The organism is Candidatus Paracaedibacter symbiosus (genome assembly GCF_000757605.1).
GTDB classification, from domain to species: Bacteria; Pseudomonadota; Alphaproteobacteria; order Paracaedibacterales; family Paracaedibacteraceae; genus Paracaedibacter_A; species Paracaedibacter_A symbiosus.
Map to the genome: position 1 here is coordinate 90,301 of NZ_JQAK01000001.1, position 23,583 is coordinate 113,883.

The 23,583-nt window shown below is 43.0% G+C and carries 18 protein-coding genes and 1 other RNA gene; 11 read left to right on the forward strand and 8 right to left on the reverse strand.

Features of this window, described 5'->3' with window-relative positions:
• Positions 1-367 precede the first annotated feature (367 nt).
• The 4 genes from eno to secG form a co-directional block, all read right to left on the reverse strand.
• Complete coding sequence (gene eno, locus IG80_RS0100465) at positions 368-1,648, reverse strand: phosphopyruvate hydratase (protein WP_032112141.1); 1,281 nt, start codon at positions 1,646-1,648, stop codon at positions 368-370.
• Between the two features lie 247 nt (positions 1,649-1,895).
• Entirely contained in the window at positions 1,896-2,729 is an 834-nt protein-coding gene (gene kdsA, locus IG80_RS0100470) for a 3-deoxy-8-phosphooctulonate synthase (protein ID WP_032112142.1), read from the reverse strand.
• Positions 2,729-4,348 (reverse strand): CTP synthase, encoded by a 1,620-nt coding sequence (locus IG80_RS0100475; RefSeq protein WP_032112143.1) that lies wholly within the window; start codon positions 4,346-4,348, stop codon positions 2,729-2,731. Before IG80_RS0100475 ends, kdsA begins: the two co-directional genes overlap by 1 nt.
• Positions 4,349-4,569: 221 nt before the next feature.
• Complete coding sequence (gene secG, locus IG80_RS0100480) at positions 4,570-4,875, reverse strand: preprotein translocase subunit SecG (protein ID WP_032112144.1); 306 nt, start codon at positions 4,873-4,875, stop codon at positions 4,570-4,572.
• Between the two features lie 226 nt (positions 4,876-5,101).
• On the opposite strand from secG, the gene nuoL reads away from it, so the two are divergent.
• From nuoL to IG80_RS0100500, 4 genes are all read left to right on the forward strand, one after another.
• Positions 5,102-7,054 carry an NADH-quinone oxidoreductase subunit L gene (gene nuoL / locus IG80_RS0100485; protein WP_084755990.1) on the forward strand — a complete coding sequence of 651 codons (1,953 nt, stop codon included), beginning with the start codon at positions 5,102-5,104 and terminating at the stop codon, positions 7,052-7,054.
• 158 nt (positions 7,055-7,212) lie between these two features.
• A complete protein-coding gene (locus IG80_RS0100490; protein WP_032113215.1) occupies positions 7,213-8,745 on the forward strand; it encodes an NADH-quinone oxidoreductase subunit M in 1,533 nt (510 codons plus the stop codon).
• 24 nt (positions 8,746-8,769) lie between these two features.
• A complete protein-coding gene (locus tag IG80_RS0100495; protein ID WP_032112145.1) occupies positions 8,770-10,233 on the forward strand; it encodes an NADH-quinone oxidoreductase subunit N in 1,464 nt (487 codons plus the stop codon).
• Positions 10,230-11,006: a biotin--[acetyl-CoA-carboxylase] ligase gene (locus IG80_RS0100500; protein ID WP_032112146.1), complete on the forward strand. Its 777-nt coding sequence runs from the start codon at positions 10,230-10,232 to the stop codon at positions 11,004-11,006. Before IG80_RS0100495 ends, IG80_RS0100500 begins: the two co-directional genes overlap by 4 nt.
• A gap of 163 nt (positions 11,007-11,169) precedes the next feature.
• On the opposite strand, the gene IG80_RS0100505 is transcribed toward IG80_RS0100500, so the two are convergent.
• The 3 genes from IG80_RS0100505 to tkt all read right to left on the reverse strand — a co-directional run bounded on the left by IG80_RS0100505 (position 11,170) and on the right by tkt (position 15,337).
• Complete coding sequence (locus IG80_RS0100505) at positions 11,170-12,093, reverse strand: C1 family peptidase (RefSeq protein WP_032112147.1); 924 nt, start codon at positions 12,091-12,093, stop codon at positions 11,170-11,172.
• Between the two features lie 250 nt (positions 12,094-12,343).
• A complete protein-coding gene (gene gap, locus IG80_RS0100510) occupies positions 12,344-13,348 on the reverse strand; it encodes a type I glyceraldehyde-3-phosphate dehydrogenase (protein WP_032112148.1) in 1,005 nt (334 codons plus the stop codon).
• A 3-nt stretch (positions 13,349-13,351) separates the two neighbouring features.
• Positions 13,352-15,337 (reverse strand): transketolase, encoded by a 1,986-nt coding sequence (tkt, locus tag IG80_RS0100515; protein WP_156961974.1) that lies wholly within the window; start codon positions 15,335-15,337, stop codon positions 13,352-13,354.
• A 215-nt stretch (positions 15,338-15,552) separates the two neighbouring features.
• Between tkt and ssrS the strand changes: the two genes are divergently transcribed.
• From ssrS to IG80_RS0100550, 7 genes are all read left to right on the forward strand, one after another.
• Positions 15,553-15,709: non-coding RNA, 6S RNA (gene ssrS / locus IG80_RS13750), on the forward strand.
• Between the two features lie 264 nt (positions 15,710-15,973).
• The gene (locus IG80_RS0100525; protein WP_032112150.1) at positions 15,974-16,498 is read left to right on the forward strand and encodes a TIGR00645 family protein; all 525 of its coding nucleotides are present in this window, start codon (positions 15,974-15,976) and stop codon (positions 16,496-16,498) included.
• Positions 16,499-16,812: 314 nt separating this feature from the next.
• On the forward strand, positions 16,813-17,532 hold the full coding sequence (gene phbB / locus IG80_RS0100530; protein ID WP_032112151.1) for an acetoacetyl-CoA reductase: 720 nt from the start codon (positions 16,813-16,815) through the stop codon (positions 17,530-17,532).
• Positions 17,533-17,822: 290 nt separating this feature from the next.
• Entirely contained in the window at positions 17,823-19,826 is a 2,004-nt protein-coding gene (locus tag IG80_RS0100535) for a protein kinase family protein (RefSeq protein WP_032112152.1), read from the forward strand.
• Positions 19,823-20,347: a hypothetical protein gene (locus IG80_RS0100540; protein WP_032112153.1), complete on the forward strand. Its 525-nt coding sequence runs from the start codon at positions 19,823-19,825 to the stop codon at positions 20,345-20,347. The genes IG80_RS0100535 and IG80_RS0100540 overlap by 4 nt, the downstream gene beginning before the upstream one ends.
• A gap of 81 nt (positions 20,348-20,428) precedes the next feature.
• A complete protein-coding gene (locus tag IG80_RS0100545) occupies positions 20,429-20,656 on the forward strand; it encodes a hypothetical protein (RefSeq protein WP_032112154.1) in 228 nt (75 codons plus the stop codon).
• 217 nt (positions 20,657-20,873) lie between these two features.
• Positions 20,874-23,084, forward strand: coding sequence for an ATP-dependent helicase (locus tag IG80_RS0100550; protein ID WP_232224293.1), 2,211 nt, complete (start codon positions 20,874-20,876; stop codon positions 23,082-23,084).
• Positions 23,085-23,157: 73 nt separating this feature from the next.
• Here IG80_RS0100550 and IG80_RS0100555 read toward each other — a convergent pair whose 3' ends face one another.
• Complete coding sequence (locus tag IG80_RS0100555) at positions 23,158-23,583, reverse strand: hotdog fold thioesterase (protein ID WP_032112156.1); 426 nt, start codon at positions 23,581-23,583, stop codon at positions 23,158-23,160.

Below are 23,583 nucleotides of genomic sequence, written 5' to 3' on the forward strand. Positions count from 1 at the left end.
TACACTCCTCTAAAATAGAGAGAGAGTTTAAGCGCAAAACTTATAAATGGAGCAAAAAAGCTGGGTGGTAAGCCGCAACTAAAATAAGTTATTTAAGAAGGTGTGAGGTAGTTTGTAGAGAAAACAGGGATTTAATGAATATAAACTTTTAGTCATAGTACGACAAAGATAAGGAGTGTAAATGTGCCTGTCAAGAGGAAAAATTTTAAAGTCAATAGACGAGGGCTCTGTGCGCTTTGTTCTTCAATTTTTAGGGACACTCGAGAGTAAGGAAACTGCATGGTTTGCCTATTTTTTCATCACCTTGATATTATTTAAAAATATCCCCCTCAGAGCAAGTCTGAGAGGATATCATCAAAGCGAGAAATTAAAGCTTCCTAAAGGCAGATTTGCCTGCATAAACAGCTTGGTCTCCTAATTCTTCTTCGATACGGATCAATTGATTGTATTTAGCAATACGATCCGTGCGGGAGAGGGAGCCTGTCTTGATTTGGCCGCTATTGGTAGCCACAGCCAGATCGGCGATTGTGGTGTCTTCCGTTTCACCGGAACGGTGTGAAATCACATAAGTATACCCAGCGATGCGAGCTAGGCGAATCGCATCCAAGGTTTCTGAAAGTGTCCCGATTTGGTTGACTTTCACCAACAGGGAGTTTGCTACTTTTGACTCAATCCCTTTGGCTAAAATCGCCGGATTAGTGACAAATAAATCGTCGCCAACCAGCTGAATTTCATGACCTAGTTTTTCTGTCAAGAGTTTCCAGCCAGCCCAATCATCTTCAGCCAAACCATCTTCAATGGAAATAATCGGGTATTTCTTAACGAGATCAGCATAGTAGTCAACCATGCCAGCAGCATCCAAAACTCTATTCTCCCCTTGAAGAGTATACTTACCATCTTTATAGAATTCGCTGGCAGCAACGTCCAAAGCAATGGCGATATCCGTGCCAGATCTATAGCCTGCAGCCTCAATCGACTGCATGATATAGTCCAAGGCTTCAACGCTGCTTTGCAGGGCGGGGGCTAAGCCACCTTCATCACCCACGTTTGTGTTGTGGCCTTGCTTCTTCAAAAGTGATTTTAAGTTGTGGAAAACTTCTGTTCCCATACGAACCGCTTCTGCAAGGGAAGAGGCACCCACAGGTACAATCATAAACTCTTGGATATCGACGGGATTATCTGCATGCGCGCCACCGTTAATGATGTTCATCATCGGCACGGGTAGCACATGTGCCTCGACGCCACCAAGATAGCGATAAAGGGGCATGTTATGCGAATCAGCAGCAGCTTTTGCAACAGCAAGACTCACACCCAAAATAGCATTGGCGCCAAGCTTTGACTTATTCGGTGTGCCATCAAGGTCGGTTAAGGTTTTATCAATCAGACGCTGCTCGTAGGCATCCATCCCCTGAAGTGCGGGGAAAATCACATGTTCAACATTAATCACAGCTGTCTTGACACCTTTACCAAGGTAGCGGCCGTTGTCTTGATCGCGTAGCTCAATAGCTTCAAGTGACCCGGTTGAGGCGCCCGATGGCACAGCCGCTCTCCCAAAGCCACCGTCGCTTAAAAGCACATCAACTTCAATAGTAGGGTTGCCACGAGAATCAAGAATTTCACGTGCCACGATATTTAAAATTTCTGTCATACTTATAACTCCGAGAAGGTAATTTGGTTTTCAATATAACGTGAGTGGGAGATAATAAACAGATAAAAAGGAGACGCTTGTCCTTCCTTCCTATTCGCTCGCTTTTTCTATAAAAAGTGATAGCGCTTCTATAGAGAAATAAAGAAGAGGGGGCTTTTTAATTTATCTTGTCAGCCAAGATGAAGTGAGCTCGCTCTCAATAAGCTGACGACATCATGGGGCGGACAGGATACAAGAAATAAGATTGCTATGCCGCCTTTGTGATCGCATCATACTTTTTAAGTGAGGTAAGAAGTATTTCTAAATCTTGCAATTTCAGCATGTTGGGTCCATCGCTGGGAGCGTTGTCTGGATCTTGGTGAACTTCCATGAAAACTGAGGCGACACCGACTGCAATGGCCGCTCTCGCCAACACAGGGACGAAATGACGCTCCCCACTGGAAGCCGTCCCTGCACCACCTGGTTGTTGGACTGAGTGGGTCGCATCGAAAACAACAGGGTAACCTGTTTTTGCCATGATGGGCAAAGATCGCATGTCCGAAACAAGGGTATTGTATCCAAATGAGGCACCACGTTCACATAACAAAACGTTCGTATTGCCAAATGTTTCCATTTTTTTTGCCACATTTGTCATATCCCATGGGGCAAGGAATTGGCCTTTTTTGATGTTAATAATCTTACCAGTTGCCGCAGCTGCTTTGAGTAAGTCAGTCTGGCGGCATAAGAATGCTGGGATCTGCAAAACATCAACGACTTCAGCCATAATTTCACAGTGCTCAGCAGAGTGAACATCTGTAATGATCGGACAGCCAACTTTTTCTTTGATCTCAGCAAAAATTTCAAGGCTTGCTTCAAGGCCCAGCCCCCGTTCACCAGTTGCACTCGTCCGATTCGCTTTATCGAAAGAGCTTTTATAAATAAAGGGAATGTCAAGTTTTTGGGCAATTTTCGCAATAGAAGTCGACATTTCCAATGCATGTTGGCGACTTTCCAAAACGCAAGGCCCAGCGATCAATACAAAAGGAAGGTCATTTCCAAAAATGATTTCATCGTTAACTTTAATATGAAGTGGTTGAGACATTAGATAAGACGCTCCTGTATGATGGCTGCTTTAATAAATGAAACAAAAAGAGGGTGAGGATCAAATGGTTTTGATTTAAGCTCAGGGTGGAACTGTACTGCTACAAACCAAGGATGATCACGACGTTCAACCACCTCAGGAAGCGCGTTATCAGGTGAAACACCAACCATGTAAAGACCAGCTCCTTCCAATGCTTTGGCGTAAGTCATATTGACTTCATAGCGATGGCGGTGGCGTTCTTGAATCGTTGCCGATTGATAAATACTTTTGGCTTTTGAGTTTTCTGCCAAAAGACAGCTGTAGCTGCCAAGACGCATTGTGCCGCCTAGATTTTGACTTGCTTGGCGCTTGCTTAAATTATCAGCGTCAAGCCATTCGGTAATCAAACCAACTACAGGAGTGCATGGCTTGCCAAATTCGGTGGTTGAGGCATCTTTAATACCTAAAAGACTGCGACAAGCCTCAATCACTGCCAGCTGCATCCCAAAACAGATCCCAAAATAAGGAATATTTTCTTCCCGTGCGAAGCGAATCGCCTGGATTTTACCTTCCGCGCCGCGTTCTCCAAAGCCACCAGGGACGAGAATACCATGGACGCCAGTTAAAGATCTTTCCAAAAGATCCAGATTTTCTGAATCGACCCAATTCAGAGTGACTTTGACTTTATTGGCAATCCCTGCATGAACAAGGGATTCACGCAATGACTTATAAGCATCAAGCAGTTGAACGTATTTGCCAACAATAGCAATTGTGACCTCTCCCTCAGGATTATGAATGCGATCAAGAATGTGTTGCCAGGCAGAGAGATCAGGAGCCTTTGCTTCCAATTTAAAATAATCACAAACAGCCTTATCTAAGCCATTTTGATGATAAACAATTGGCGCTTCATAGACCGTAGAAAGGTCGTTTGCTTCGATCACCCTCGTCGGTTTTACATTGCAGAAGAGGCCAAGTTTATAACGAGCATCCTCTGGGATTGGACGCTCAGATCGACATAATAAAATATCAGGCTGGATCCCCACGCTGAGTAACTCTTTCACTGAGTGTTGGGTCGGTTTTGTTTTGATTTCCCCAGCGGCAGCAATATAGGGGAGAAGTGTTACGTGCATAAAGAGGGTATTTTCGTGCCCCAAATCATTGCGTAACTGGCGGATAGCTTCAAGGAATGGCAAGCTTTCAATGTCTCCAACGGTGCCGCCAATTTCACAAATAACAAAATCGGCATCGTCTGTGTCAGAAACAATGAAGGCCTTAATTTCATCGATAATGTGAGGGATAACTTGAACTGTGGCCCCAAGATAGTCACCTTGACGTTCTTTGCTTAAGACGGAAGAATAAATTTTACCTGTGGTGATGTTGTCGGTACGTCTTGAAGCAACGCCAGTAAAGCGTTCATAATGACCCAGGTCAAGGTCAGTTTCAGTGCCATCATCCGTGACGTACACCTCGCCATGTTGAAAAGGGCTCATGGTGCCTGGATCAATGTTGAGATAAGGATCGAGTTTGCGTAATCTGATGGTGTAGCCGCGTGATTGGAGAATAGCAGCAAGGGCAGCAGCTCCTAAACCTTTGCCAAGGGAAGAAACAACACCGCCGGTAATAAAGATAAACTTAGACATTTTTCAGGGCCTTTAAACAGTTCATACCCCAAAACACTTGAAAAAGCCAGTTTCTGGATTCGCATCTTTGGGTTCACTTTTATCGTGGCGTTCCATACAGAGAGCCAACTATTCTCATCACGCCACCATATAAGTTGCCTCAAATCTGCTTGCCATAATCCCGGTTTTTTCAGGCGTTTTGGATATAGGGGGACAAGCCACCCTTCATATTATTTTTTTATTTAGTTCTTTGGAGTCTCTGGAAGGGAAGGTGGTGCCATGTCCCCCGACGTGCTTAAGATTGATGAAGTTTGATTAATTTGTCGTTTCGCAACTGCTCCCATGAGTAAACAGTTAAGAAAGAACAAAGTCGCTAAAACGCCTGTTACTCGTGTGAGTAAGTTGGCCGTACCGCGGGCGCTAAACATATTATTAGAAGAGCTACCGCCGCTGCCAAGGCCCAAACCACCACCTTCGCTGCGTTGAATCAAAATCACACCAATCAAGGCGAGAGTGATGATAACATGGATAAAAAGGAGAACGTTCATAAACAAAAATCCAAAGCGTAAATTAACCTTATGTTATTAATAAGTGGTTTTTCTAAAAAATTCCAGCCCTTTTATGAAAAAACATAAGTGATACCACAAATACCTGAAAATATTTAGAAGAAAGCCTTTTTCTGTTAAAATTCTTGATAAATTGCTTAATCCCCATTGGCGTGGAAGCTGATACATGCTAAAGTTTGGTTAATGTTAGTGGTGAAAAAGGTTTGGGATGACGATTAGCACATTGAGTCAAATGGCAGTTTTTCTGCCGTTGCTAGGGTTTCTTGTAACAGGTTTGGGATTGAAATACATAGGCGATCGCGGTGCCCAGTGGATTACTTGCTTGTTGATGTTTGCCTCAGTAATGGCAGGAGGATATCTCTTTCATAAAGTCGCCTTTTTGCATCAAACGGGTGTCTTTAACATTCTACCTTGGATCTACATTGGTGATTTTCAGGTCAATTGGGGGTTAAAAATTGATACTCTCAGCGCCACAATGATTGTTGTGGTGACGCTTGTTTCATTCCTGGTTCACCTATATTCAATTGGCTATATGAGTCACGATAAGTCAATTCCGCGGTTTATGGCCTATCTCAGTCTCTTTACTTTTGCCATGTTAATGTTGGTCACCGCACCAAATTTTGTCCAGCTTTTCTTTGGTTGGGAAGGGGTAGGACTTGCCTCATACCTTTTGATTGGTTTTTGGTATGAACGATCAAGTGCAGGTGCTGCTGCGATGAAGGCATTTATCGTCAACCGTGTGGGGGACGTTGGTCTTGCTCTTGGAATTGCCACAATTTTTGCCGTATTTAATACCGTTGATATTGATCAATTTTTGCAGGCGATTAAGCTGATTGATGAAGTTAATGCTCGCCCTTCATTCGAATTCTGGGGATATCAACTTGACCTTTTAACGTTAATTGGGATCCTTCTTTTTATTGGCGCTATGGGTAAATCAGCGCAGCTTGGCTTGCATACTTGGCTCCCTGATGCTATGGAAGGTCCGACACCCGTTTCAGCGTTGATTCATGCGGCAACCATGGTAACAGCTGGGGTTTTTTTGATGGCGCGACTTTCATTTCTCTATGAAATGGCACCAATTGCGCGGGATCTTATCATCTTTGTTGGGGCTGTGACGGCCTTCTTTGCTGCAACTGTTGCAATGACTCAAACTGATATTAAGCGAGTGATTGCTTATTCAACTTGCAGTCAGCTAGGATATATGTTTTTTGCTGCGGGGTGTTCCGGTTATGGTGCCGCAATGCTCCACCTTGTAACACATGCATTCTTTAAAGCGCTTTTATTTTTAGGGGCGGGTTCAGTGATTCACGCCATGTCAGATGAACAAGATATGACCCATATGGGAGGCATCTATAAAATGATCCCAAAAACGTATGCTGTTATGTGGATTGGAAGTTTGGCATTGGCAGGGATTCCTTACTTTGCTGGTTATTATTCTAAAGATGCTATTTTAGAAACTGCTTTCTTATCCGGCACAAGTATTTCTCATTTTGCCTTTGTGTTGGGGTTGTTGGTTGCTTTCCTGACGGCATTTTATTCGTGGCGTTTACTGTTATTGACTTTTCACGGCAAGCCCCATGCGAATGATAAAGTGATGGCCCATATTCACGAATCACCACGGACGATGTTATTGCCGCTTGGGATTTTATCACTTGGGGCAATTTTTAGTGGCTATGTGGCCCATGATTGGTTTGTTGGGTCATTAGCCTCTACTTTCTGGGGCGATTCCATTGCTATTGCCGGTCATCATTCTGAGATCCCTTTGACAATTATGTTGGCGCCATTAATTTGCGCTGTGTCAGGCATCATTCTGGCTTACCTTATTTATGGCGGGAAGCGGGGAGTAGCTGACGTTATGGCAACACTCTTTAAGCCATTTTATATTTTTCTTAAGAACAAGTGGTATTTTGATGAACTATATAATTTTCTCCTTGTTCGCAAAGCTCTTGCTGTTGGGGGGATATTTTGGAATGTAGGGGATAAAAATATTATCGACCGCTTTGGCCCGGATGGGATTTCTAACTTATCCTTAATGGTTGCTCGATTGACCAGCCGATTGCAAACGGGATATGTCTATCACTATGCGTTCGCCATGATTGTTGGTATGTTATTATTAATGACATGGTATTTACGTGTTGAGTTGGGAGGATACTTCTTATGATGAAGCCTACCAATTTCTATCCATCGATCTTTGGGCTCAATTTTCGCGTGAAACTCCTTAAAGAGAGCCAACTATTATCGTCGTTCCATTGCAAAAGTCGCATTAAGTCTCGATGCGAGAAATCCGCATTTTCAATCATAGTGAGTATATAATTAATGCTGGCTGATTTTCCTTTACTTTCAATTATCATCTTTTTGCCACTTGTCGGTGCTCTGTTTATTCTACTTATTCGGGGGGAGGAGGGGCGTATTGATCGCAATTCTAGAATTGTTGCCTTATGGACAAGCTTATTAACCTTTGTTTTGTCAGTGGTTCTGGTCGTAAATTACGACTCGGCGAATCCGAGCTACCAATTTGTCGAAAACAGCATGTGGATTGAGGACCTAAAAATTCGCTATCACATCGGTGTTGATGGTATTTCTGTATTCTTTATTTTGCTGTCAACATTCTTGACGCCGCTTTGTATTTTATCGAGCTGGACTGCCATTAATACGAGAGTTCGTGGTTATATGCTAGCGTTTTTGTTTTTAGAAACGTTAATGATAGGGATGTTCTGTGCTCTAGATCTCGTCTTGTTTTATGTCTTTTTCGAGGGAGTTCTGATCCCGATGTTCCTTATTATTGGCATCTGGGGTGGAGCGCGCCGTATATATTCTTGTTTCAAGTTTTTCTTGTATACTTTTCTTGGGTCGGTGCTAATGTTGCTTGCGATTATCGCAATTTATCTCCAAGTTGGGACAACAGACCTTGATACAGTGGCGCTCCATCAATTCTCTAGCACGATGCAATATTGGTTGTGGTTAGCATTTTTTGCCTCTTTTGCTGTTAAAGTTCCAATGTGGCCTGTGCATACTTGGTTGCCAGATGCTCACGTTGAGGCGCCCACAGCAGGGTCGGTGATTTTAGCCGGTGTTTTGCTGAAAATGGGCGGCTATGGCTTCCTTCGTTTTTCTATACCCTTGTTCCCTGAAGCGAGTATGATTTTAGCGCCGTTTGTCATGATTTTAAGTGTTATTGCCATTATCTATACTTCTCTAGTAGCTTTGGTGCAGCAAGACATGAAAAAATTGATTGCCTATTCATCGGTGGCTCATATGGGATTTGTGACGCTGGGTGTTTTTGCGCTCACTCTTCAGTCTGTGGCGGGAGCGGTGATTCAAATGCTCAGTCATGGCATTGTCTCAGCCGCTTTATTCCTTTGCGTTGGCGTTGTATATGATAGACTCCACACCCGTGAAATTGCTAAATATGGCGGTTTGGTTAAGGTGATGCCATTGTTTGCAGTCATGTTTATGATTTTCACACTCGCTTCTGTGGGGCTACCTGGAACCAGTGGTTTTATTGGCGAGTTTTTGGTTATCGTTGGGTCTTTTAAAGTTACAACAACCCTCACCACCTTGGCTGCAAGTGGGATGATTTTAGGAGCGGCTTATGGCCTGTGGCTTTACCGTCGAATTATTTTTGGCAAGATTACAAATCTTGAACTTAAGTCTCTCCTTGATTTAAATGGACGTGAAATTGTCATCTTAACGTCACTGGCTGTGGTTGTTTTTTGGATGGGGATTTATCCTACATACTTTATCAATATTATTAACCCATCAGTTGAACGATTAGTTAAGAAACATCAGGAATATGCAGTGGCACATAAGATCAAATTAGTGGCTTCCGCTGAAGCGATTCCCAATGAATAAAGTTAGAGAAAAAGAGTAGGTTACATGATAATTCCAGATATGCTGAACCTTTTACCAGAATTAATTATTTTGGCTGGCACACTGATGTTGCTGCTCTTTGCAGTTTTTATCAAGTATGAGGCTTTAAGAGTCGTCAATACTGTTTCTATTGCCATCTTATTTGCGGCATTAAGTGCGACAATAATAACAGAGCCAACAAAGATATTATTATTATTTACTCAGCTGGTGAATGATGAATTTGCCCACTTTTCAAAAATTATCATCTTGGCAATAACAACTCTCTTCGCAATTTCGAATCGGGATTTCGTGAAAAAAGATGGCGTTGATGTGCCTGAATATTCTGTCCTGATTTTGCTATCGGTTTTGGGGATGATGGTGATGGTTTCCAGCCAAACTTTCCTTTCCCTTTTTATGGGGTTGGAGCTGCAAAGCTTGTCGCTTTATGTCCTGACGGCGATTCGTCGTGATGATAAGAAAGCCTCTGAAGCGGGATTGAAATATTTCCTCCTAGGCTCCCTTGCCACAGGGATTATGCTTTATGGGATGACCTTTATCTACGGTGCTGTTGGGAGTGTTAGCTTTGCAGCCATTCAGGTGTTTTTGCAAGGAGCAAATCCAGCTCCGATGGGCTTTTATTTAGGAATGGCGTTTATTATTGCGGGAATTGTCTTTAAAATTTCTGCGGTGCCATTCCATATGTGGACTCCAGATGTTTATGAAGGGGCGCCAACAACTGTTGTGAGTTTCTTTGCTTCTGTTCCGAAAGTTGCGGCGTTTTGCATGATCACGCGCCTGTTGGCTGAGCCGATGTTGCTTGCCCATGATCAGTGGCAATATCTGATTGCTGCTTTGGGCGTTGCGACCATGATTGTTGGCGTTTTTGGAGCGCTTAATCAAAAGAATATCAAGCGCTTGCTTGCTTATAGCTCTATTATGAATATGGGGTATGCAATGTTGGGCCTGCTCTCACACGATTTTTACGGCATTGAGTCCAGCTTAATTTACGTTACTCTTTATGCTGTCACAGTATTATGCTTCTTTATCTGCCTATTAATCATCAATCGGCGTGGTCAGGAAATTCAAAACATCACTGATTTAGCAGGTTTATTCAAGGTTTACCCTGGAATTGCCTTTGTGATGGTCTTTTTGTTATTTTCCTTTGCAGGTGTTCCCCCGCTTGCTGGGTTTCTAGGGAAATTGTATGTATTTGAGGCTGTCCTCCATGCAGATATGTTGCCTGTTGCTATTATCGGTGTTTTGGTAAGCGTCATAGCTGCTGCCTACTATCTATATGTGGTCAAGGTGATTGTGATGGATGAGCCGCAAGAAGATGGAGTTCTTACATTAGCAGCAGGTGGTGAGTTGAAAGAAACCGGAGCTTTATTGGTTACAGGGGTAATTATTGGTGGTTTGACGTGGTTTTTCATTAAGCCAGAATTCTTCCTTCAGTTGGCGTTGGCTGCTTCTAAGACATTTTTTACATCATGATTAATTACAACTTTACGCATTATGATTCCCTCGATAGCACCAATAGTGAAGTGAAGCGCTTGTGCCAGCAGGATTATCCTGAAGGGACCGTGGTGGTGGCTGCGACACAAACAGTGGGCAGAGGCCGGTTGGGTAGACGCTGGATTTCGCCTCCGGGGAATCTTTATTTTTCCATTTTACTCAGACCAAAAGTTTCCCTTGATGTTTTGAGTCAGCTTGCCCTGGTAGGAGGACTTGCTCTTGCCAAAACAATAAAATATTATATGGGAGACACTTGCCGGGTGACATTAAAATGGCCGAATGACATTTTGGTCAACCTGCAGAAAATTGCGGGAATTCTTATTGAAACAGATATGGATAGCTGCTTGATTGAGGGGACACCCTGTTACCTTGGTATTGGCGTTAATATGGAAAGAGCACCGGAACTGACTGCTTATCCGGCAATTGCTTTTAAAGATTTTGTGACACCTATTCCAGATACGGCGGAATTTTTAAATAATTTTGTGATCAATTTTAATTCTATGTATGTGACTTGGCAGGAAGAGGGGTTTGTTGTATTGCGTGATGAATGGCTATCATTTGCCCATGGTCTTGGCGAATTTATCGTTGCTACTGCCGGTAAAGAAGGACAAATTGAAGGAGAGTTTCTGACTATTACAGAGGCGGGAAGTCTCATATTACTGGATGAAAATGAAAAGGAACATATCATTTCTAGCTCAGAAGTTACTTTCCCGGATATTGAAGATAGGTTGGGTTTTATCAACAAAAATTGAAAAAATTCATTTTGACTGACTTAGCTTCTAAATCTTCTTGAATCTTCTATGGTAGATAAATCCTCCAGTCACAAGACAGAAGAGTCTTTTTACCTTTTCTGTCTTATGCGTTGAGATACTCTCTGCAATAAACACGAATCTGTTCAAGAAGTCGCCCTTCGGATCAACGTAATGCTCCATAATTCTTTGGGATAAGTATGAAGTCGGACATTATGAGGATTTTTATTAGTGAAATATTTATAGGGAAGATAACCAAACCCATTATCACCCCATTCTTTACCCCGTGAATTAACAAATTTGAAGTGTTTGGTAGCATCATCGTATCCAATAAGAGTAATAGCATGGGCACCGATTGGTTTTTCAATTGCTGTTGGCATTGGGATGATCCCTGTTTTTTTGTTTCTTGATGTTCAAACGAGGGAAAGACATTGATGCCACAAAAAACGGGGGTTTTATCTGCTAAACTCTGTTTAATATTTTGAAGTTGATGAGGAATATTGGTGTGGATCAAGCGTATACCTCTAAAAAGGGATCGTGCTTCACTGTAGGTGTTATCTGGCGGTGTTATCTTAAATTTTGTCTCATCGTCAGTATAAGTCCAGCTTTGTTCAAGGCAAGCACCGTATTTATAAACGGCACGAATGGCATCGGTTAAACTTGCGCCGCAATCTTCATTAATGGTACCGTTAAGTTTGCGCTCATTGAAGTAAACAAAAAGGGGCGATAATTCAACTGAGATCCCAAATTTCTTTAAATAGTATTCTAATGAGAGCGTCAACGTCTGGGCGGTGCAAGAGCCAAGATTGCCTTGAGTGTGAATAACGTTGATATCTTGACTAAAATCAAATTTAGTGGGGAGAGAGGCATGACTATATTTTAATTTAAAGGATTTTTCCTTTTCACGCTCCATTACCCACTTATAGCTGGGGGTGCCCTCCGAAGGGACAAATTGATAATGATGACGTGGGGAAGCCCCCCATTCAATATGACCATTTTCTCTTTTTTCATTGGCATAAAGCTGGCTAATGGTTAGGTTCAGCATAAGTGTGAAGGCAGTTGTTCTGCATACTGAAGTTGATGCGTTCATGAAACCACTCCTTAATCATGTTGCAAAAATGCCACATAAGGTAACTTTTCGCATGATAGAGTGGAGAAAGTTAATAAAGAATAAAGGAAAGTGATTTTAATACTAAGATTTGTGAAGAAAAAACGAAAAAAGTGTATTTTGACAGTTTGAGCATGCAAATTTTGCCAAGTTCCTAGAAGTAGATGACCTTCTTTATTGAAACTTGGTTTTATTTTTGGCTATAAATACTTCTTTTTACAGAAGGGAGAATTTAAAGCAACTTTGCTATTTCAACGGCGACGTCGCTCATTCTATTGGAAAAACCCCATTCATTGTCATACCAAGAAACAACGCGGCAGAATTGTCCGTCAATCACGTGTGTTTGAGTTGTATCAAAGTTAGAGCTATAGCTTACATGGTTGAAGTCGATTGAAACCAATGGTTCTTCCACAATGCTAAGCACGGTATTCATGCGAGCAGCTGCTTTTTTCATGACGGAATTGATTTCGTCCACAGAAGTTTTACGGGATGGCGTAAACTTTAGATCAATCACAGAAACGTTAGCTGTGGGGACACGAATCGCCGCGCCATCTAATTTTCCTTTAAGTGCTGGCAGAACCAAACCTAATGCCTTTGCTGCGCCTGTGGATGACGGAATCATCGACATCGCAGCGGCGCGGGCGCGGTGGAGGTCATTGTGAATGGTGTCAACCAACCGTTGATCGCCTGTATAAGCATGAACAGTTGTCATGTAACCATGCTCAATGCCAATGGCGTCGTGTAAAGCGCTAGCAACAGGAGCTAAACAGTTGGTGGTGCAAGAGCCACAGGAAACGACGCGGTGCTCTGCTGTCAATTCCTGGTGGTTAACGCCGTAAACAATAGTCATGTCAGCATTGGTTGTCGGGGCGGAGACAAGAACGCGTTTAGCACCAGCTTTCAAATGCTTAGATGCTTTTTCTTTATCGGTGAAGTGACCAGAACATTCCATTACAATATCGACCCCTAGCTTGCCCCAAGGAAGCTTTTCAGGGTCACTTTCTGAGAAAACTTGGATCGGGCCAAAGCCAACGTCAAGGGTATTTTCAGCAGTGGTCACTGTTCCTGGGAAACGCCCGTGGATTGAATCATATTTCAACAGATGGGCATTGACGTCAATGGAGCCAAGGTCGTTAATAGCGACAACTTCGACGTCTTGGCGACCACTTTCAACAATCGCACGTAAGACCATTCGCCCGATGCGACCAAAACCGTTAATGGCGATCCTTGGTTTCATTATTTATCCCTTTTTAAGTTTAAGTTTAATTTTTTCACAGATTTTATCAGCGGTTAAGCCAAATTTGTCATAAAGTTGGAGATAGGGCGCTGAGGCGCCAAAGGTATCAATGCCGCAAATCAAGCCATCTTGCCCAGTGTAGCGCTCCCAACCAAAGGGAGAAGCTGCCTCAATAGCGACTTTTAATCCATTTCCTAAAACTTGTTGTTTATAGTCGGTAGATTGTTGATCAAACAGACGCCAGCAGGGAAGAGAGACGATACGCACCTTAATATTTTCATTCATCAGCTTTTCTCGGGTTTCTAGAGCTATGCTCATTTCAGACCCTGTTGCTATTAAAGTAACCGCGGCATCCACCTCCTCATGGGTCACATATCCCCCTTTGGCGGATAGATTGGTGATGGCATCATTCCTAAACGGCGTAATGTTTTGCCGTGTAAGGACAAGGACTGAGGGAGTCGTGACCGACTGAAACGCTAATTCCCAGCATTCAGCCGTCTCAACCGCATCAGCTGGGCGAAATACATTCAGATTCGGAATCGCCCGAAGTGCCGCCAAATGCTCAATTGGTTGATGTGTGGGTCCATCCTCTCCAAGGCCAATTGAATCGTGGGTAAGGACATAAATGACTGGCTGGTGCATCAAAGCTGAGAGCCTTAATGCTGGGCGCAAATAATCGCTAAACACCAAGAATGTACCGCCGTAGGGGCGAAGGCCACCATAAAGGGAGAGCCCATTCATGATCGCTGCCATGCCATGTTCACGCACGCCATAATGAATATATTTGCCAGAAAAATCATGGGCTGAAACTGGTTTTTGCCCCTTGGCTTTGGTATTGTTAGACCCTGTTAGATCAGCCGATCCACCAACAAGCTCGGGCATCAACGGGGCCACAGCATCCAATACCTGTTGGGACAATTGACGTGTCGCTTGCTTAAGGGGCTTTTCCGCAAAAGCTTTGCGGACATCCATCAGTTTTTGAGTGGCATCTTTAGACAGAGAACGATTTACACGCGCTAAGATGGTCTCTTTATGAGGATGTTTGGCAAAAGCAGTATCCCACTCAGCACGTTCTTGGCAGTGACGCGCCCCAGCCGCACGCCAGGTATTTAAAATCTCTTCTGGGATGTCAAAAGCAGCATGCGGCCAATTGAGATTTTGACGGGTTACCGCAATTTCATCCTCTCCCAGAGGGGAGCCGTGTGCTCCTGACGTATTCACTTTATTAGGTGACCCAAAGGCGATTTTAGTTTTACAGGCAATCAACACTGGTTTGTCAGCATTTTGCGCTTGTTGGAGCGCTTTTCTAATGGCCTCAGGGTCATGTCCATCAATGGAGAGGGTTAGCCAGTGGGATGCTTCAAACCGAAGGGGCGTCTTATCAGTAAAGGCAAGGTCTGTGGGACCATCAATGGAGATTTGATTGTCATCATAAAGGACGATGAGGTTATCCAATTTTAGATTCCCCGCAAAGGAGATGACTTCCTGGGAAATTCCTTCCATCAAATCGCCGTCACCTGCAATCGTATAAACTTTATGGTTAATCACATTGTTGCCCAGCTCTGCCTGCAACAATTTTGCCCCCAGTGCCAAACCAACAGCATTGGAAAGACCCTGACCGAGGGGACCAGTCGTTGTTTCAATGCCAGCCGCATGACCATATTCAGGGTGACCTGCGGTTTTACTATCTAACTGGCGAAAATTCTTAATTTCTTCAAGCGTAATGTCCTTGTACCCTGTTAGGTAAAGCAATGAGTAGAGGAGCATCGATCCATGGCCGGCTGATAGGACAAAACGGTCGCGATTCAGCCAAGTTGGGCAGGTGGGGTCGAATCGCAAAAATTCTTGCCACAAAACGGTTGCGACATTCGCCATTCCCATGGGCATTCCTGGATGCCCTGATTTTGCTTTTTCAACAGCATCGATTGACAAAAAACGAATCGCATTTGCCATTTGTTGATGGAGTTGATCGTTGGGAATTCTCTCCATTAATTGCTCTTTCTGTCTAAAAGCTTGTGTCAAAATAAAACTCGAATCTATATTTCTTTTCCCCAACCTACCAATCTAGAGAGAAATCGTCAATCTCAGTTTCCCTCGCTGCCATTCCTTTTCGCGAATAATAATGAAAGAATATGTTCATAGAACTTAAAATTGAGATGAAAAGCGATTTAGATTGAAAAAAGAACCGCTTCACACTATCCTTTATTATGCTGCGGAGTTCGATGAGGGTATGAATCCCCGGACCATACATTTTCCTCGGGGACTGTCTCTGTCAAGGCTGTGGCCTTGGTATATGGTTCCCACCTGTTGAGACAGGTCGTGAGAGGATCATTAATTCCCGACGGCTCACGCGGCACCTTTTTTAAAAAAATCTATGCAAAAAAGCCTGATTTACAGAGGTTTAAGACATCCTCTAAACTAAATTATAAATCCACTTTTTCAGCTCTTTTGAGCGTAATATATGATTGTAATAATCTCCCATCTACCTATGCATTCAAGGATTTCACTTCAAGCAATTTAAAAACATTCTTTTTTTTTAAAAAAAAAGATGAGGCAATAAAAGTGGTTAACAAATCCTTCTAAACCTTTTAGATTAAGGCAGCATTCCTTTAAAGAGAAACGATAATGAATTTGACAAAAAATACCCCGCAAAGATTATTGGCCTTTACAATTTTTTCAAGCCGTTGGTTGCAGGCCCCCCTTTATGTGGGATTAATAATTGTCCAATGCGCTTATTTATATGAGTTTATAAAAGAGATTGTTCATCTTTTTATGGATATTGGCAAAATAGCAGAAACAGATGTGATGCTGGTTGCATTGGGCCTTATAGACGTGGTGATGATCTCTAATCTCCTCATTATGGTGATTATCGGCGGATATGAAACATTTGTTTCACGACTAAAAATGGATGAGCATCCCGATAGTCCCGAATGGCTTACCCACGTCAATGCAAATACAATGAAGATAAAATTGGCATTAGCGTTGATTGGCATTTCTTCAATCCACTTACTCAAAACATTTATTAATATTCATAAAATTCCTGATAGAGAAATTTTCTGGCAGGTTGTTATCCATAGCATATTTTTATTGTCGGCGTTCTTTTTAGCTTATACCTCGAAAGTTTCTCAAGAAATTACCCATGCGGATTAGATTATATCTATCGCGCTAGTTTCCTTAAATTTCTCGAAGCAGCCAGAGCCTAGGGACACGTTGGTAGCTATAAAATACTGTACTCTGGCACCCCCACCCTGGAGAGCTTTGCCATCCTCGAGTCAAATTCAATGGTGGACAACCAGGGCCGAGGGGAGAATTTGTTCTTCTGTCACATAATTCAAGTTTAATTCTAATTACAACGAAATCTATTTTATCATTTTTCCGTAATTAATTAATATTTTTAATAAAAATTTAACTAATTACTGTTTATTATAGTAAAATCTAAGAAAACTGATAGAGAAAGAATTAAAATGCGTATCGCAGTTGTGACTGGTGGAACACGTGGAATTGGAGCGGCAATCTCAAAACAACTGAAAGAGGCAGGGTATATGGTTGTTGCTAATTATATGAGTAACGACGAAGCGGCGCAAGAATTTCATCATCAAACAGGTGTTGAGGTGATGCGCTGGGATGTGGGCGATTACGAGCCTTGTAAAAAGGCAGTGCATGAGATTTTGGCCAAGCATGGCACAATCGACGTTTTGGTTAATAACGCTGGGATTACACGCGATGCTTTCCTGCACAAAACCACTCCACAAATGTGGCATGAGGTGATTAACACCAATCTAACTTCTTGTTTTAATATGTGTCATTCTGTCGTCCCATATATGCGTGAAAGAGCCTTTGGTCGGGTGATCAACATTTCCTCCATCAACGGACAAAAAGGACAGATTGGCCAAGTCAATTATTCAGCAGCGAAGGCGGGAATGATTGGATTGACTAAAGCTTTGGCTCTAGAATGTGCCTCAAAGGGAATTACGGTAAATGCGATTGCTCCTGGATATATTAAGACAGATATGGTGGGAGCGCTTGACCAAAATGTGCTACAGTCCATCGTGAGTCAGATTCCTGTAGGCAGACTGGGAACACCAGAAGAAATAGCTGCTGTTGTTGAATTCTTGAGCAGTGATGCTGCAGGCTTTATCACAGGGGCTACCATCGCCACTAACGGTGGTCAGTATTTAGGTTAACTGGACAGAGCCCAGATGCTGGGCCTTCTCATATTTTCAAATCCAGTGGGGACTTTTTGCTGGTAAAATCACCTAATTTCCACGGATTACTTCCTAATCATCATACTTTTCATAAATAAATACTGCATTAAACTATCATTTCTTAAGCGATGAACTTATCTTCATTAGGGAAAAATTTGCTTTCAAAGCATGTTTAATCTTTTAACAGGCAAGCTCTTAGTTTTTTGTTAATGAATCCTTAAAAAATTCCCGGTATGCTGGAAGTATGAAACGTAACATTTAGTTTTGTAATGACGAGCATAACTCTAGCAGATCGATATGAGGTTTTATTGTATTCGCCACTGCCAGAATTAGATACGGCAACGGCTGAAGCCTATGAAGTTCGGGATCTCAAGTCACCGGAAGCAAAACTTTATGCGCTTAAGACCTCGGTTTTTCCTACGCCCCGCTTGTCCATTATTGAAAAGGTTTTCAATTTATTTCATAACAATCCAACAGCCAGAATATTACGGTTGGCCCATGCAGCTAATACAACTTGGGATCAAGGATTATTAGATCGCTCCGTGGCCTTGGTTTATCAGCGCCCCGGTGCACCGATCATGCAGTCGTTAACGGACGTCTTTACTCCCTGGACGGAAGAGCGAATCACAAAAAAACTAATCGCGCCTATTTATGATATTTTACAAAATCTCCGCCAAGAAGAAATTTCTCACCATGCGATAAGGCCAACAAATATCTTTTTAGATATTACAGGTAAACAGGATGATATTCTTCTGGGTGAATGTTTATCTGAGCCCCCAGGTTACGGGCAAAATTCTGTTTTTGAGCCATTATCCCTTGCTCTTGCTGATCCAATCAGCCGTGGGGAAGCAACTGTTTGTGCTGACCTATTTGCCCTTGGGGTGACGATCTGCTTTTTACTAAATGGTGAATCTCCTGTAGATTTATCCGACGAACGAGCAATCATTGTTGATCGCATTGAATTTGGCAGTTTTGCAACTTTTTTACCTAAAAAGCAGCTGTCCGCGGCGATGACAGATCTATTGCGGGGCTTGCTAACAGATACAGATGATTTGCGCTGGAATTTAAAAGAAGTTGCTAGTTGGTTGGCCAATGGTAGGGTGGTTCAGACCAATTTTATACAGTCCCGTAGAGCCTCTCGTCCCCTTGCTTTTAATGGGAGAGACGATATTTATACGCCTACTGTTTTAGCTTATGAAATGCGGCGCAATCCAATTGCTGCTCTGGACCTTATCGCTAAAAATGATATTGTTATGTGGCTGAAAAATGGTCTTCATGACCATGTGCGCGTTCATCTTCTTGAAGAACTAAAAGCAATTATGCCAAGCCAAACCTCCTCTCCTGAAAGACTTATAGGTGTTTTACAGATTTTAGATAGAGGAAGCCCTTTATTCTGGCAGGGCAAATCATTTACACCATTGGGGTTAGGTAATAGTCTGGCGCATGCAATTGTCCATAATAATGCGTTAGAAAGCTATATACGTTTAATTGCATCCCCGATATTATCTTATTATCTCAATGATGTAAGAATCGTGGCGGCAAATTCTCCTGATGAGACTCTAGGTCGCAAAATTCAATTGATACGTAATACGATGGAGTATCGTGGTATGGGAGGGGGAATTGAAAGTTGCCTTTATCATCTTTGCCCCGACATCCCTTGCTTGAGTGCGAATCTGAAAAATTTTAATGCGTTGAAGATAGCTGATATTGTCGTGGGATTAAACTTCATTGGGATGGGAAATAATCGCCCTGAAATGATTATTGATCGCCATATTGCGGCCTTTATCGCTGCCCGTGAGACCAATGTGCCTCAACGATTTTTTCACGAAATGGATGTCAATAATAAGTTTAAAAAACATATCGCAATGATTAAATTGCTGGCTGAATTACAGTATCGCTACAAGCTGGCTCACCTGAAAGGACTGGCAAAATGGGTTGTGGATGTGACTATTCCTCTCTTAAGTCAATTTAAAAATATTCATTTGCGCCAAAATCTTGAAAAAAGGCTCATTGAGCTTGCTGAAGAAGGTAATTTGAAGCCCATTGTCAAATTATTAGATAACCGTAAACTGGTTGAAACAGATCAAATGGGATTGCGTCAGGCTCAGGCAGAAGCCGCTTTTATTGATAAGAAAGTTAAGGCTATCGCTGCCTCATTAAATAATGATCAACATTATTCGGAAAGTATTGGTCAGAATAATGCAATGATTCTGTCTGCTATCTTGTCCCTTGGATTTACGCTATTCTACATCATTGCAAAGGTGTTAGTATGAGCAAACAAGAAAAGCGTGATAATTCAAAAATCGTTGTTATACTCTTAATTCTTTTTGTGGTTGGGATTGTGACCTATCCTGGAATGGTTTTGATAGGATTTATCATCTTTATCCCAACGTTAAGTGCCTTGTTATCAGACAATTCACCCAATTATTCTTTATCTTTTTGTGTGGGGATTTGTAATTTAGCGGTGTCTCTACCATGTTTTTATACCCTTTTGAGTAATCGATTTTCTTTAATATCGGTTTACCAATTGATTCATGACCCCTTTATGCTCCTCTTAGTCTTGGGGGGAACGGGAGTAGGCTGGCTCATACACTTAGGGGTGCCAATGTTGACGGTGAGTTATTATCGCAACCATGACCAGTCAAATTTGCAAAAGTTGTTGGAAAAACACGCTAAACTCAAAGAAAATTGGGGTGATGTCATTCCTAATTCTGAATCAATCGACACTTTATCCAAGTCCCCTGAAGAATTGGAACAGCAATCGCAACCTCAAACTCAATCAATACAGCAGTAATTTCTTCTATAAGGAGTTGACGTTATATTAACCATTCTTATGCCAGAATAAAAATAGGCGTTCCAGGATGGATAAATTTAAGTGATTATTTTAACCTTAATTGGGCTTGTGGCCCCTCTTATTTCAGAAAATCCTCCACTTCGGGAGCTAGGTGACTTTACCAGTCCTTTTGATATTGATCTATTTGATTATGATGATGAAGGGCACGATCAAAAACCCGATGGCGATAACAAAGAGGCCACACGCAAGAAAGAGGACCATCCAGATCCTTGGAATGAAGAAGATAGTCAACTGACCATTGAAGTTTAATTCAAATCTACTTGACATAATTGAGTGCCTTCAGGTTAATTGGAGGTATTATACAATCTCGTCCTTGCGCGGCACGAAGTGACGTGACAATCTCCTGGCTCTGTTATTTAGGAGATCGCTACACCTTCTTCAAAAGCGCGTGATGCGGACGCCGCAGTGGTTTCAATTGTGATCAGTCTATACGACTCAAAAAATGCCAAGAATGTGAGCTTGAAAGGTGCTAGTTACATCAGCAATGCAACGTCATCCAACTAATAATATTTTGGATTCCCTTAATCCTGAGCAAAGACTTGCTGTTGAAACCACGGAAGGACCTGTGTTGGTTTTGGCAGGAGCTGGAACAGGTAAAACACGTGTGCTTACCACTCGATTGGGGCATATTTTGGCGTCTGGCAATGTTTTTCCTTCACAAATTTTAGCGGTGACCTTTACCAATAAGGCGGCTAATGAAATGCGTGAACGAGTTTCGCAACTTGTAGGCCGCGCGACTGAAGGATTATGGCTTGGGACCTTTCATTCCCTGTCCTTGCGTATTGTTCGACGGCATGGGGAACGCATTGGTATGCGCCCCGACTTCACCATTCTTGATTCCGATGACCAACAACGACTCTTAAAACAAATTTTGCAGGCCCAAGGTATCGATGATAAGAAAAACCCACCGCGCCTGGCAGCTTCCATTATTAATCGGTGGAAGGATAGGGGACTGACGCCGGCAAAAGTGACGCGTGCAGAGGCAGGTAGTAACAGCTTGATGCTGGAAATATATAAAGAATACCAACAGCGATTATTGACTCTGAACGCTGTGGATTTCGGTGACCTTCTCCTCCATTGCCTGACTTTATTTACAGAATTTCCTGATGTTCTGGAAATCTACCAGCATCAATTCAAATACCTCATGGTGGACGAGTATCAAGACACCAATATCGCCCAATATTTATGGTTGCGAATGCTGGCGATGAATAATCGCAATATTTGCTGCGTGGGTGACGATGATCAGTCGATCTATGCTTGGCGGGGCGCAGAAATCGGTAATATTCTTCGCTTTGAACAAGATTTTCCAGGCGCAACTGTCATCCGGTTAGAACAAAACTATCGCTCTACGCCGGACATCCTTGGGGCGGCGTCTGAATTAATTCAGCACAATACAGGCCGTCTGGGCAAAAAGCTGTGGACTGATCATGATTCTGGTGAGAAAGTTTTGGTGCGGGGCACCTGGGATTCTGATGAAGAAGCACGCTTTATTGGGGAAGAAATCGAGACTCGTCAACGCTATGGTGACTCCCTTTCCAACATGGCGATTTTGGTGCGTGCTGGCTTTCAAACCCGTGAGTTTGAAGACCGCTTACTGGTCCTTGGGGTCCCTTACCGCGTGGTAGGTGGATTGCGCTTTTATGAACGCCAAGAAATTCGTGATGCGATGGCTTACTTAAGGTTAGTTATGCAACCGGATGATGGATTGGCATTTGAGCGCATCATTAATGTGCCACGTCGGGGGATCGGTCAGGCGACTCTGCAGCTGATCCATAAAGAAGCGCGGGCAGCCGGGATTTCTCTCTCTCGCACTGCCTTTGAATTGTGTGACTCTGACTTAATTCGGGGCGGTGTACGTACAACCTTGCGCGAGTTCTTTACAAATATTGATCGCTGGCGCCGGCTATTGTCCGAAGCAGATCACGCCGAAGTCGCTAAAGTTATTTTAGACGAATCCGGCTATACAGAGATGTGGCGCCAGGACAAATCCGCCGATGCCCCGGGCCGTCTTGAAAACTTGAAAGAGTTAATTTCGGCGATTAAAGAATTTGACTCACTACAAGGGTTTTTGGAACACGTTAGTCTTGTCATGGATAACACTAAACAATCGCATGAGCAAATGGTAAGCATCATGACGCTTCACGCTGCCAAAGGGCTTGAGTTTGACGTGGTTTTCTTACCAGGATGGGAAGAGGGATTGTTTCCGCATCCACGCTCCCTAGATGAATCAGGTCTTGAAGGACTAGAAGAGGAGCGGCGTCTTGCCTATGTTGGCATTACGCGTGCTAAAAAAGCTGCAACGATTACCTACGCCCTCAACCGCCGCTCTTATCAAGGATGGCAACACGTTGTCCCGTCACGCTTTGTGAAAGAATTGCCAGATGACCATGTGACTCATGTGCAGGCGAATGGCAGGGAGGCAGCCGCGCCACGCTTCGATGCGATGCCCTCAAGGCCAACAAAACTATTCAACAGCGCAACGCTGAAACCAAAGCGTCCGATTTTTGAGGCCGAATATTCTGTGGCGTCGAAGCATTCTTTACAAGCTGGCGACCGCGTCTTTCACCAAAAGTTTGGCTATGGTATCATTCAAACGGCGGATGGGGATCAGCTTGAAATTAAGTTTGAAATATCAGGCAATAAAACGATTATGGCTGACTTTGTTGAGAAGTCGTAATATTTAATGAGGGCGACCTCTGAGTTTCAGTTCTCATAAGGTCGCTTTCTAAAGACGAGCGCGAGCTGATGCCTCATCTTTCCAGAACAGCCACGGTGAGACGGCTAACGCAGATGAGTTTCTTGGTTGCTTCTGCTTCAATGCGAATATCCCAAACATGGGTGCTGCGCCCAATATGAAGCGGTCGTGCAGTTCCCACGACATAGCCCTCACTAATGCCGCGCACGTGATTAGCGTTAATTTCAAGGCCGGCGACAACGTATTTTTCCGCATCAACACATAGGAAAGACGCAACACTGCCTACTGTCTCAGCCAGAACACATGAAGCACCCCCATGTAAAAGGCCGCGTGGCTGGCGTGTTCTATCATCCACAGGCATCCGCATTGTTAGATAATCATCACCAATATCTATAACCTCAATGCCTAAATGGTCGGCCATAGATGGCATTGCCCTGGGTTGCAGATTATCAAGCGTATAGTCTTTCTGCCAAATTCTCAT

Bases quoted from the DNA above. Each gene is read 5' to 3' on its own strand.
- nuoL (WP_084755990.1), top strand. From the start codon at position 5,102: ATGACGATTAGCACATTGAGTCAAATGGCAGTTTTTCTGCCGTTGCTA.
- tkt (WP_156961974.1), bottom strand. From the start codon at position 15,337: ATGGAGAGAATTCCCAACGATCAACTCCATCAACAAATGGCAAATGCG.
- IG80_RS0100475 (WP_032112143.1), bottom strand. From the start codon at position 4,348: ATGTCTAAGTTTATCTTTATTACCGGCGGTGTTGTTTCTTCCCTTGGC.
- IG80_RS0100495 (WP_032112145.1), top strand. From the start codon at position 8,770: ATGATAATTCCAGATATGCTGAACCTTTTACCAGAATTAATTATTTTG.
- IG80_RS0100555 (WP_032112156.1), bottom strand. From the start codon at position 23,583: ATGAGAATTTGGCAGAAAGACTATACGCTTGATAATCTGCAACCCAGG.
- IG80_RS0100535 (WP_032112152.1), top strand. From the start codon at position 17,823: ATGACGAGCATAACTCTAGCAGATCGATATGAGGTTTTATTGTATTCG.
- gap (WP_032112148.1), bottom strand. From the start codon at position 13,348: ATGAAACCAAGGATCGCCATTAACGGTTTTGGTCGCATCGGGCGAATG.
- IG80_RS0100525 (WP_032112150.1), top strand. From the start codon at position 15,974: ATGAATTTGACAAAAAATACCCCGCAAAGATTATTGGCCTTTACAATT.
- eno (WP_032112141.1), bottom strand. From the start codon at position 1,648: ATGACAGAAATTTTAAATATCGTGGCACGTGAAATTCTTGATTCTCGT.
- IG80_RS0100540 (WP_032112153.1), top strand. From the start codon at position 19,823: ATGAGCAAACAAGAAAAGCGTGATAATTCAAAAATCGTTGTTATACTC.
- IG80_RS0100505 (WP_032112147.1), bottom strand. From the start codon at position 12,093: ATGAACGCATCAACTTCAGTATGCAGAACAACTGCCTTCACACTTATG.
- kdsA (WP_032112142.1), bottom strand. From the start codon at position 2,729: ATGTCTCAACCACTTCATATTAAAGTTAACGATGAAATCATTTTTGGA.
- secG (WP_032112144.1), bottom strand. From the start codon at position 4,875: ATGAACGTTCTCCTTTTTATCCATGTTATCATCACTCTCGCCTTGATT.
- IG80_RS0100500 (WP_032112146.1), top strand. From the start codon at position 10,230: ATGATTAATTACAACTTTACGCATTATGATTCCCTCGATAGCACCAAT.
- phbB (WP_032112151.1), top strand. From the start codon at position 16,813: ATGCGTATCGCAGTTGTGACTGGTGGAACACGTGGAATTGGAGCGGCA.